The following is an 11,564-nucleotide window of genomic DNA, read 5'->3' as shown; positions in this document are numbered from 1 at the left end:
CTACAACACCTTGCGCCGTTACCTACGCGTACGCCAGAATCCGCCGGCTTACACGACCATAGCGCGGGCTATATCGTTTGCCTGCCACTGCCCATCAGTGGTCGGGTTTAGTAGCCCGTATGGTTTTAGTAAGTGCATAGGTCCCATTAAGTCAGGCGCATCTGCCTGTACTCAATGGTGGCTGTGCTCAGGGCGCTTTCGAGCGCGCCGGTCTTGCTAATTCCTCCGGTCTACTAACCTGCGCACAGCCGCCACCCTTCTTTTAGTAGAGAACGGTCGCGGCCCTTGTTCAGGAATTAGATATTTATGTTCAAAGCCACGCCAAACCCTCCGGGCACAGACCCAACCCCTCACGACCCAGCGCTTGAGTCTCAAAAGACAAAAGAAGCGACTGATCGCGCCCTCGACTACTACCTCCGACCCGAAGCACTGGGGGCCCCGCCAAACTCGCCCAAGTTTCGCCCCGTCTACCTCGTCGACCCCACGCTGGATGACGAAACCCTACTGGTCGAAGCGAGCGAATCGCTTTCATACGCCCACGCCATGGCCGGTAACATCGCCAACTCGGTGGGTGGCCCGGAACGCAAACCATTGCTGGCGCTGCAACAGGTGATCATGCTCAACGAGCTGTTGGTTAATCGACTGTTGGATAAGCTGAAATTGCCTCGGTAATTTCGCTGGCTGTTATGGCCTCATCGCGAGCAGGCTCACTCCTACATTGGATCTGCGGTGATCACTGATTGAGTGCCCGACAACGATCCCCTGTAGGAGTGAGCCTGCTCGCGATGGCGGCCTAAGAGTCGACCAACCTCTAACTGATTGCATCCGGTCCAAATGTGGGAGCGAGCTTGCTCGCGAAAGCGGTCTGACAGACACCATCAAAAGAACAGGGCATTTGCGGATTTTTCTGTCGGTAAACGCAATCCTGTAAGCACGTTTAAATCACACAATCCGTTACGCCGCAGGGCCTACAACACCTTGCGCCGTTACCTACGCGTACGCCAGAATCCGCCGGCTTACACGGCTATGGGCCGGGCTATATCGTTTGCCTGTCACTGCAAATCAGTGATCGGGTTTGGTAGCCCGTCTGTAATAGCTGTGTGGCAACACCTTATGGAGCCTCTTTCTTGAGGTTCGGCTTTATGGTGGTCATGCGTGGGGCTCACTCGTGAGCGCCGGGTTCCTATTGCAGCCGGTCTACCAACCCGCGTACGGCCACCACCCACTCGAAGTTGCCTCAGTAATTTCGCTGGCTGTTATTACCTCATCGCGAGCAGGCTCACTCCTACAGGGGATTGTCGTCGGGTACATAACCTGTGGCCACCGCATCTCTAATGTAGGAGTGGGCCTCTTCGCGAAAACGTTACACGGCTATAAGGTGTGCTATATCGATTGCCTGTCACTGAAATATCTTTTTATGGCAGAGCGGGTCGAAGCGTTGTTTGCAGAAGATCACAAATCATCTCTTAACAAGTTGAAAGTTCCTTTCGGCTGTGTACGGTACCCATGACTTTTAAACTTTGCTTCAAATGTACCTTTGGCAATCCCTTTGGTGGGATGGATGTCGATATTGACTGTGGCCTCATCAGCATCAATGTAGGTGAATCCATAAAATCCAGACGGCCCAGGCGATGAGTGGCCGTGCTGGAATCTCAGTCCATCGTTCAACGTATAGGTTTTATGGAACGGGGCGTCATTGGTATAGGGGATCGAGAAAAGGTAGAGAAAGATATTTTCGTCCTCCAGCGTTCCTGTCGATCCTGAGATTGACCAGCTCTTTTCGCCTGTCGGAATAAAATGGTGTAGATCAAAAAAAGTTTTTACGGCCGTCGTTTCGGGATTGGTGCCGAATTGCCAAGTGAGGACATTTCCCTGCTTCTGAGTAAAATCTGTTTTCGGTATGTAAATAAGTTGTGCAGTCATCTTCAACTCCTTGGTCTTATCGTGTGAACAGTTGCGAGTGTCTGTTCGACGATTTATAAATAAACCCATGAAAGTTGACTGTCTACTGTCAGGTCTGACAGTAGACGGTTGTAATGTTTTGTGGGTTGATTTTGGAATGTTCAACACAAGATTTATTAAAGAAGTGCACCGTGGGTATTAGATTCCTCGGTCGGCGGTTGTGGCGAAATGAGTGACTGAGCTCTTCATGCGCAGCTCAACTCAAACCGAACCCCGGATTGGGTAATTTCAATGACACAATAAAAAACCCGGAAGCTCTCGCCATCCGGGTTTTTTGTTATCACCAGTTCAATCAGCGGTTAAACCGCTCCACCAACGAGTACTGCGTATTCGCCGTCTTCGTCAGCTCTTCACTCAACAACGCCGAGTTATGCGCTTGTTCCGAGGTCTGATCCGCCAGCTCCGAAATATTGCTGATGTTGCGGCTGATCTCTTCAGCCACCGCACTTTGCTCTTCGGTCGCCGCAGCAATCTGGGTGGTCATGTCGGTGATGTTGGCCACCGCTTCACTGATCCCGACCAACGCCTGATCCGCTTCCAGCACCCGCGCTACACCTTCTTCTGCCTGGCGATGCCCGGCTTCCATGGTCTGCACGGCACTCGAAGCCGTCTGCTGCAGCTTGGCGATCAGGGCATGAATCTGCCCGGTGGATTCGCTGGTGCGTTGCGCCAGTTGGCGCACTTCGTCAGCGACTACGGCAAAGCCACGGCCCATCTCGCCGGCACGTGCAGCCTCGATGGCGGCGTTGAGGGCGAGCAGGTTGGTCTGGTCGGCGATGCCTTTGATCACGTCGACCACGCCGCCGATTTCGTCGCTGTCCTTGGCCAGTTGCGTCACGGTCAGGCCGGTTTCCCCAACAACCACTGACAAACGCTGAATGGCTTCGCGGGTTTCGCCGGCGATGTCACGGCCGCGACCGGTCAGGCGATTGGCTTCCTGAGTGGCGTCAGCAGTGCGCTGCACGTGGCTCGCCACTTCCTGAGTGGTGGCGGCCATCTGGTTGACGGCGGTGGCGACCTGTTCGGTTTCCACGCGCTGACGTTCCAGGCCGCTGGAGCTGTTGTGCGCCAGGACGTCGGACTGTTTGGCCTGATCGGTCAGGTGTTCGGCGGTGTCCTGCAGACGGGTCAGGCAGGTTTTCAGACGGGCTTCCTGGCTGAGGATCGACATTTCCAGACGCGCCTGGGCGCCACGGCTGTCGGTGTACATCTGCGCGATCAGCGGGTCGGAGGTGGTTTGCTCGGCCAGGCGCAACAGGCGCTTGAGTCCGCGTTGCTGCCATTGCAGGCCCATCAGGCCCAGTGGCACCGACAAACCGGCGGCGAGGGCGAAGCCCCAGTGCGAGTTGAGGGTCGCGCCGATCACGAAGCTCAGTTGGCTGACCAGAATGAACGGCAGCCAGTCTTGCAGCACCGGCAGCCATTTATCGCTGGAAGGGATCGCCGACTTGCCTTGGTTGATGCGTTGGTAGAGCGCTTCGGCACGGCGGATCTGTTCGGCGGTGGGTTTGATCCGCACCGACTCGTAACCGACCACCTGATTGCCGTCGAACACCGGTGTGACATAGGCGTTAACCCAGTAATGATCACCGGTCTTGCAGCGATTCTTGACAATGCCCATCCATGGCAAGCCTTGTTTCAGTGTGCCCCACATGTGCGAAAACACCGCCGCCGGTACGTCTGGGTGACGGACCAGGTTGTGCGGCGCACGGATCAGTTCCTCACGCGAAAACCCGCTGATTTCGACGAAAGCGTCGTTGCAGTAGGTGATCACGCCCTTGGCGTCGGTTGTGGAAATCAACCGCTGCTGAGCCGGGAAAGTCCGTTCGCGTTGTGTAATGGGCTGGTTATTACGCATGGTTTTTCAATCCGCAAGGCTTTGAAAGGTTGTCGGCGGTGACAGCTTTTTATTGAAATTTTTTTTCAATAATCAGCACGGCGTCGCAAAACGGCGCTTGCTTCAGCCGGCGAGCATCGGATAGGTGAACAGGCCGAAGTGCAGCAGGTTCAGGCCGAAATGCGTGGCGATCGCCGCGCCGAGTCCGCCAAAACGGTAGGCCAGACCATAGCCGACCCCCGCCAGCCCTGCCAGCAACACCCAGGTCCAGCCCGCGCCGGCATGCACCAGGCCAAACAGCAGCGAGGCCAGCAGCAGGGCGAGGTTGTCGCCGTAAGGCAGGTGTTTGAAGCGTTGACTGAGGCCGCCCTGTATATAGCCGCGAAACAGCGCTTCCTCGACCAAGGTCACCAGCAGCAGGTTGTTCAGCACCCACAGCCACGCCTGATCCGGCCACTTCGGCGCCCAGGCAATCACGCCCAGCAACAGCGCGCCACCGAGGGCCAGAACCGCGCTCAAGGTCAGGGCGAGGGCGGTGGCGTACACGCTCAGGCGCAGCGAACGTCGCCCGACAATCCACGGGCAGGCCAGCAACAGCCAGAAGCCAACCAGCGGTTTATCAAGATTCAGGTACATCGAGAACGGCACGGCGTTATCGGTGAAGCGTTGCGGATCAATGGCGCGACCATTGGCGAAGCCCGGCAGCCAGTGCAATGCCAGCGCGAGGGCCAGCACGATGAACAGGCCATGGCCGAGAAAACGCGCGACCGGCACCTGTTGTTGGCGCACGGCAAAGCCGGCGAACACTAGCAATCCAACAGAAATCAAAGCCAGCCAGCCGAGGTGGCCGAAGCTCAGCGCCCATCCATAACCGAGGCTGAGAAGCGCAAGATAGAGCCATGGCAAAGCCTTCATCGAAAGTCCCTGTGCAAATTTGTGGAAGGGCTTTCTACACGGGTGGGGGCGTGGGGACAAGTGAAGGTGTGGTGGCAAACCGGGACAGTGCGCGAACCTGCGGCAACCCCCGATCAACTGTAGGAGTGAGCCTGCTCGCGATAGCGGTGTGTCATTCAACGCAGATGTTGGCTGATCCACCGCAATCGCGAGCAGGCTCACTCCTACAGGGTTTTGCGTTTGGCGTGGGATCTAGCGCAAGTTAAGTTTCGCCGCCGCACGCTCGGTGATTTCCGTGCGCAGCTTCAACGATGGCGCTGCACGCAAACGTGCTTCATCGACAATTGCGCTCGGCGCAGTCTCCGGGCTGCCCGCGTTGAACGGCGGCGCCGGTGCGTATTCCAATTGCAACTGAATCAGTTGCGCCGCGTCAGCACTCACCAACTCTTCAGCCAACACCAAGGCAAAATCGATCCCCGCGGTAATTCCGCCACCGGTAAACAAATTGCCGTCACGCACCACCCGATCCTTCACCGCAATCGCCCCCAGTGTTGGCAGCAGATCGTGATACGCCCAATGCGTAGTCGCCCGTTTGCCTTGCAGCAGGCCCGCCGCGCCGAGCACCAGCGAACCGGTGCACACCGATGTCACGTACTTCGCCTGAGCAGCCTGACGCTTGATGAAGGCCAGCGTTACCTCGTCTTCCATCAACGCGCCGACACCGCCGCCACCGGGAATGCAGATCACATCCAGACAAGGGCAATCTTCAAACGTGGTGGTCGGTTTAAGTAGCAGCCCGGTGCTGGCGGTGACCGGCATCAGATCCTTCCAGATCAAGTGCACCTGCACGCCCGGCAACGAGGCGAGCACGTCATACGGCCCGGTCAGGTCGAGTTGCTGAACCTGTGGAAACAACAGAAAACCGATCTGCAGCGTCATCGTTCTTGCTCCGTGAAAAGGGGTGGACGGCTTCACTGTAGGCGCGTAGGTTCTGGCGCATACGCCAATCACCCCACGAATTACGCCAAATGCCCAAAGCCATCCACGTACTCGCGTTTGCCAACATGCAGATCCTCGACGTCACCGGCCCATTGCAGGTGTTCGCCTCGGCCAATGACATCGCCCGTCAGCGCGGCTTGCCGATCCCGTATGCGCCGAGCGTGATTGCCAGCAGCGGCGGGGCGGTGATGTCGTCGGCGGGGTTGGCGGTGTTAGCGGAACCTTTGCCCGAAGCGCCCAGCGATACGTTGATCATCGCCGGTGGCTGGGGCATTTATCCGGCGGCCGAAGATGTGCTGTTGGTGGATTGGGTGCGCGAACATGCCGGCAAATGTCGACGCGTGGCTTCCGTGTGTACCGGTGCATTTCTGTTGGCCGCCAGTGGCTGGCTCGACGGTCGTCGCGTGGTCACTCACTGGACTCGCTGCGAACAACTGGCGCAGCAACACCCCAATCTGCACGTTGAGGCGAATCCGATTTTCATCAACGACGGCCCGGTGTGGACCTCGGCGGGTGTCACGGCTGGCATCGATCTGGCCCTGGCGATGGTTGAAGGAGACTTGGGCAGTGAAATCGCCTTGGACGTCGCCCGGCATCTGGTGGTGTTCCTCAAGCGCCCGGGCGGGCAATCGCAATTCAGCGTGACCTTGTCGTTGCAGAATCAGGGCAATCGCTTTGATGAACTGCACGCGTGGATCGCCGAAAACCTCACCTGCGACCTCGGCATTCCGACCCTGGCCGAGCAGGCTGGCATGAGCGAACGCAGCTTCGTCCGCCATTACCGCGCCGACACCGGCCAGACCCCGGCGCGGGCGATTGAACTGATCCGCGTCGAGACGGCGCGGCGATTGCTCAGTGACACCGGTTTGCCGGTCAAACGCATAGCCGCCAATTGCGGGTTTGGCAGTGAAGAGACGTTGCGGCGCAGTTTCTTGCGCGCGATCGGCGTGACGCCGCAAGCCTATCGTGAGCGGTTCTCGGTCAATGCAGTGGTTAACCCGTAATGCCTTGGGGGTTCTCCTTCAACTAAACCTCAGCTTCCGCCACCTGATTGAAATACTTCGTCCGATCCGGCGTAAACGTCACTCGCATCTTCGTCCCTGAGCACGTCAGCGAACGCTCTTCACTCAAATCAATATCCAGATCCTCGCCACGCAAGCCCTGCCACTGGGCCAGGTATTTCAGTGAGCCATATTTCTCGTTTTTCTTCAGGCTGCGGCTAACGCCACCTTTCCAGCCGAGCACGGGCAGTTCGCCGGCGAGGCATTTTTGTGCGAGGTCGGGGAAGCGTGCGGCGCGCTGGCGGCCGATTTCCCAGCATTTGATCAGGCCTTTGTCCGCGGCTTCCCAGAGTTGGGTGCGGGTCAGGCCGCTGCGAAGGGGCGTGTCGATGGTGCGCTGGACGTGCTGGGACATTCTGGTTCCTTGAATTCGGGTTTTATTGGACAGCTCCGCTGTGCCCGTTGCGGTGGATGGTAGGGGCGGATGTAACAGGTGGCAACAGGGTATTTCCGGGTGTGACTGCGAGTTGCGGGGGAGGGATGAGAGGGGGGATGTTGAACCGCTGTAGTCCGCAGGTGTGCCCAAATGTGGCGAGGGGATGTATCCCGTTAGGCTGCGCAGTGGCCCAAATCTCAGAAGCTCCGGTACTTCTGGATGAATGAGTCGAGTGGTTTTGGGGCTGCTTAACAGCCCATCGGGGATAAATCCCCTGGCCACAGGGGTCCTACAAAGTCATCGTTTTGTGGGCTATTTCCTACAGTCACTGGCGAACATTACGGCTGCCACTCACTCTTTTCCCCGCTCAAACGTCGATCCAGAAAGCTCGCTGCACTGATCAACGCCAGATGTGTTAACGCCTGTGGCGTATTGCCAAGGTGCCGGCCATGGCTGTCGAACTCTTCTGCATACAACCCGAGCGGGTTGGCGTAACGCAGCAGTTGCTCAAACTCCAGATGGGCTTTTTCCACCTGGCCGGCGCGGGCCAGGCATTCGACGTACCAGAATGAACACGCAGCGAAGGCGCCTTCGGTGCCGGCCAGGCCATCGATATTGCTGTCGTCGTTGCGATAGCGATACACCATGCCATCGCGCACCAGATGCTTTTCAATCGCCTCGAGCGTCGACAGCCAACGTGGATCCTTGGCGCTGACGAAACGCACCAGCGGCATCAACAGCATCGAACCGTCGAGTGCGGTGCCACCCTTGTACTGGACGAAATGCCCGCGCTCTTCATTCCAGAAGTTGTCCCAGATGTCGGCGTAGATTGCCTGCCGGGTCTGGTCCCATTGCGCAAACGGTGCTGGCAGCGAGCGCTTTGAGGCCAATCGAATCGCCCGGTCCAGCGCCACCCAGCACATCAGCCGCGAGTGCAGGAAGTGGTGCTGTTCACCGCGCATTTCCCAAATCCCTACATCTTTGGTCTGCCACGTCTCACAGACTTGATCGACCACTTCGCGCACATGCTTCCAGCCTTCGTGGGAAATCGCATCGCCGTATTTGTTGACCAGATACACCGCGTCCATCAGCTCGCCGAAGATGTCGAGCTGGATCTGGTCGTACGCGCCGTTGCCGATGCGCACCGGTTTCGCGCCGCCGTGTCCGGACAGGTGATCGAGTTCGGTTTCCGGCAATTCCTGTTGCCCGTCGATGGCGTACAAAATGTTCAGTTTCATCGGTTGCCCATGACAATCGCTGACACGTCCGCGCAGCCAGCCCATGTAGGCGTTGGCTTCGCCGACAAAGCCCAGGCGCATGAACGCGTACACCGTGAACGAGGCGTCGCGGATCCATGTGTAGCGGTAGTCCCAGTTGCGTTCGCCCCCCGGCGTTTCCGGTAGACCGAAAGTGGCGGCGGCGAGAATCGCGCCGTGTTTGCGTGAGGTCAGCAGCTTCAACGCAAGGGCCGAACGGTTGACCATTTCGCGCCAGCGCCCGCGGTAAATCGACTGACCGATCCAGTCGCGCCAGAACTTCAGCGTGCGCTCCATGCACAAGTGTCCGGCGCCTTCGGCGAATCGTGGATCATCGGTCGCACCGAGCATGAACGCCGCCGTTTCATCCTGCTTGAGCGTGAATTGCGCCACCGCTGCTTGCGCGTCGATCTGCATCGGCTGGTCCGAAGCCAGGCGCAGTGACGGCTGGCCAGCCGCGCTGAACGTCACGTCTTGTTGATCCATCTCTGCTCGGGTGTCGGCTCGGGCGTAATCGTGGCGCACGGCGCAGCGCATCGTGAAAGTCGCCGAGCCGCTCACTACACGAACCCGCCGCATCAGCAGCGGCAGGGCATCGTCACTGTCTCCGATGGGCAGCAGATCGGTCACTTCCACCACCGCGCGCTCACTCAGCCAACGGGTTTGCAGGACATTGGTGTCAGGCAGGTAAATCTGCTCGCGTCGAGCATCGGGCAAGTCCGGCGCCAACTGGAAGATCCCTGCGTCAGGGGTGTCCAGCAAAGAGCAAAAAATCGATGGACTGTCGAACTCCGGCCAGCAGAAAAAATCCACGCTGCCACGGTCGTTGACCAGCGCCGCGCTGCGCATGTCGCCGATGATGCCGTGGGCATCGATCGGACTTTGTCGTTCCAGGTGATGCTCAGCCATTGCCGCGAAACTCCGGATAGAGGCTCATGCCGCCGTCGATGAACAGGGTGGTGCCGACGATGTAATCGGAGGCGTCGGAAGCGAGGAAGACGACCGCATTGGCGACGTCTTCGACATCGCCGATGCGCCCGTAGGGAATCAGTTTGAGCAGGTCTTGTTCGGCATCTCCCGTGGTCGCCGCAGCATTGATCGGCGTACGAATCGCCCCCGGCGCAATGCCATTGATGCGAATGCGTTGGTGGCTGACTTCCTGTGCGAGGGTCTGCATCAACTGGTCGACGCCACCCTTGGACGCGGCGTAATTGACGTGCCCGGCCCAGGGAATGCGCTGGTGCACCGAACTCATGTGGATGATCTTGCCGGCCGCGCGCGACACGCCTTCACGAACGCCCTGGCGATTGAAGATCCGCAGGGCGGCGCGGGCGCAGAGGAACTGCCCGGTGAGATTGACGCCGATCACCGCGTTCCAGTCGTCCAGCGACATATCCACAGCGGCGGCGTCTTTTTGCAACCCCGAGTTGGCCACCAGAATGTCCAGCGAACCGAAGGCATCGAGGGTTTCGGCGAACAGCCGTTCAACTTCGTCTTCCTTTGAGACATCGGCGCCAATGGCGAGGGCCTGGCCACCGTCAGCGATGATCTGCCGGGCCAGTGCTTCGGCAGGTTCTGCCTGGCGGTTGTAGTTGATGACAACTGCGGCGCCGGCAGCGGCCAGGGCTTTGGCGCACGCCTGGCCAATGCCGGAGCTGGCGCCCGTGATCAGGGCTGTTTGTCCGATGAGGGAGATGTGCATGCAATGGCGCGCCTTGAGTGAGGGCCTACATAGCTGACCGGTTGCCATTAGTGAGAGTTCATTCGGCAGAAAGGGCTGCGGTGATTTCGCCGCCGCTTTCGCGAGCAGGCTCGCGCCCACAGGGGGATTTGTGTACACCACTGATCCAGTGTGGGAGCGAGCCTGCTCGCGAAGGGGCCTTCACATTCCACCAACAATTCCCTACTTCCACGCCACCCGACCCTATGGCAACTTGGCGGCCCTAGTTGAGGCTGCAACCCATGGCAAACCCCTACCGCGAATTGTTCAACGCCCCCGGCGCACGCAATTTTGTGCTGGCCGGGATGATCGCGCGCATGCCGATCTCCATGACCGGTATCGGCGTGATCACCATGCTTTCGCAGTTGAAGGGTGGCTATGCCTTGGCCGGTGCGGTGGCGGCGACGTTCGCACTGGCAACGGCGTTTTGCGCGCCACAGGTGTCGCGTCTGGTTGACCGTTATGGCCAGCGAAAAATTCTCCCGGTGTCGGCGTTGGTTGGCGGCGGGGCGCTGTTGATGTTGCTGCTCTGCACCCGCTTGCAGGCGCCGACCTGGACGTTATTTGTGTTCGCCGCGCTGGCCGGGTGCATGCCGAGCATGTCGGCGATGGTGCGCGCACGCTGGACCGAAATCTATCGCGGCCAGCCGCAATTGCAGACTGCGTATGCGCTGGAATCGGTGCTCGATGAGGTGTGTTTCATCGTCGGCCCGCCGCTGTCGGTGGGTTTGTGCGTGGCGGTGTTTCCCGAAGCCGGGCCGCTGGCGGCATTGCTGGCGCTGGCGATCGGCGTGACGGCGTTTGTTGCCCAGCGCAGCACCGAGCCACCGGTGCATCCGCATGCGTCCGGGCATCAAGGCTCGATCATTGGTTCGACTGACGTTCAGTTGCTGCTGGCGCTGATGATCGCCATGGGCGTCATCGTCGGTGTGATCGACGTGGTCAGCGTCGCGTTCGCCCAACAACAGGGCCAACCGGCGGCCGCCAGTATTGTGTTGTCCGTGTACGCCATCGGTTCGTGCCTGGCCGGCATCGCCTTCGGTGCGATGCGCTCGAAATTGCCATTGCCGCAGTTGTTCCTGTACGGCGGTGTGGCGACAGCGGTGACGACGTTGCCGCTGTTGCTGGCGAGCAATATTCTGGGCTTGTCGCTGGCGGTGTTTATCGCCGGGCTGTTCTTCTCGCCGACGCTGATTGTGGCGATGGCGTTGATCGAACGCATTGTGCCAGCGGCCAAACTCACCGAAGGTTTGACCTGGCTGGTGACCGGTCTGAGTATCGGCGTGGCAGTCGGGGCCGCCGGCTCCGGTTGGCTGGTGGATGCCTTTGGCGCGCGCAGCGGATTCTGGCTGGCGATCGCGGCGGGGGCGGTGGTGTTGGGTTCGGCGGTGCAGAGTCACCGCCATTTGAAATGAGATCGCCAAGGGTGTGAGCGAGCTTGCTCGCTCACACAGGGTTT

At 59.3% G+C, this 11,564-nt stretch carries 10 protein-coding genes; 3 read left to right on the top strand and 7 right to left on the bottom strand.

Features of this window, described 5'->3' with window-relative positions:
- The first annotated feature begins 306 nt into the window (after positions 1-306).
- Complete coding sequence (locus ACWR1S_RS13485) at positions 307-672, top strand: DUF6124 family protein (RefSeq protein ID WP_368968547.1); 366 nt, start codon at positions 307-309, stop codon at positions 670-672.
- 780 nt (positions 673-1,452) lie between these two features.
- Here the strand turns inward: ACWR1S_RS13485 and ACWR1S_RS13480 are convergent.
- From ACWR1S_RS13480 to inhA, 4 genes are all read right to left on the bottom strand, one after another.
- Entirely contained in the window at positions 1,453-1,923 is a 471-nt protein-coding gene (locus tag ACWR1S_RS13480) for a hypothetical protein (protein WP_454563837.1), read from the bottom strand.
- A gap of 331 nt (positions 1,924-2,254) precedes the next feature.
- On the bottom strand, positions 2,255-3,820 hold the full coding sequence (locus ACWR1S_RS13475; protein ID WP_053118810.1) for a methyl-accepting chemotaxis protein: 1,566 nt from the start codon (positions 3,818-3,820) through the stop codon (positions 2,255-2,257).
- A 102-nt stretch (positions 3,821-3,922) separates the two neighbouring features.
- Positions 3,923-4,714, bottom strand: a complete 792-nt coding sequence (locus tag ACWR1S_RS13470) for a CPBP family intramembrane glutamic endopeptidase (protein WP_454563836.1) — start codon at positions 4,712-4,714, stop codon at positions 3,923-3,925.
- A gap of 231 nt (positions 4,715-4,945) precedes the next feature.
- A complete protein-coding gene (inhA, locus tag ACWR1S_RS13465) occupies positions 4,946-5,632 on the bottom strand; it encodes an isonitrile hydratase (RefSeq protein ID WP_454563835.1) in 687 nt (228 codons plus the stop codon).
- An 89-nt stretch (positions 5,633-5,721) separates the two neighbouring features.
- Here inhA and ACWR1S_RS13460 point away from each other — a divergent pair, with 89 nt between their 5' ends.
- Positions 5,722-6,696 (top strand): GlxA family transcriptional regulator, encoded by a 975-nt coding sequence (locus tag ACWR1S_RS13460; RefSeq protein WP_454563834.1) that lies wholly within the window; start codon positions 5,722-5,724, stop codon positions 6,694-6,696.
- A 22-nt stretch (positions 6,697-6,718) separates the two neighbouring features.
- Here ACWR1S_RS13460 and ACWR1S_RS13455 read toward each other — a convergent pair whose 3' ends face one another.
- The 3 genes from ACWR1S_RS13455 to ACWR1S_RS13445 form a co-directional block, all read right to left on the bottom strand.
- Positions 6,719-7,108 (bottom strand): hypothetical protein, encoded by a 390-nt coding sequence (locus ACWR1S_RS13455; RefSeq protein WP_454563833.1) that lies wholly within the window; start codon positions 7,106-7,108, stop codon positions 6,719-6,721.
- Positions 7,109-7,467: 359 nt separating this feature from the next.
- Complete coding sequence (locus ACWR1S_RS13450) at positions 7,468-9,294, bottom strand: glycoside hydrolase family 15 protein (RefSeq protein WP_454563832.1); 1,827 nt, start codon at positions 9,292-9,294, stop codon at positions 7,468-7,470.
- Positions 9,287-10,087, bottom strand: coding sequence for a glucose 1-dehydrogenase (locus ACWR1S_RS13445; RefSeq protein WP_454563831.1), 801 nt, complete (start codon positions 10,085-10,087; stop codon positions 9,287-9,289). Before ACWR1S_RS13445 ends, ACWR1S_RS13450 begins: the two co-directional genes overlap by 8 nt.
- A gap of 260 nt (positions 10,088-10,347) precedes the next feature.
- Between ACWR1S_RS13445 and ACWR1S_RS13440 the strand changes: the two genes are divergently transcribed.
- Positions 10,348-11,520: an MFS transporter gene (locus tag ACWR1S_RS13440; RefSeq protein ID WP_454563830.1), complete on the top strand. Its 1,173-nt coding sequence runs from the start codon at positions 10,348-10,350 to the stop codon at positions 11,518-11,520.
- Positions 11,521-11,564: the final 44 nt, after the last annotated feature.

It is taken from the genome of Pseudomonas sp. AIG (assembly GCF_977020205.1).
Note: the sequence above shows the minus strand (reverse complement) of the source record. Positions and strands in the feature narration are given on the sequence as shown.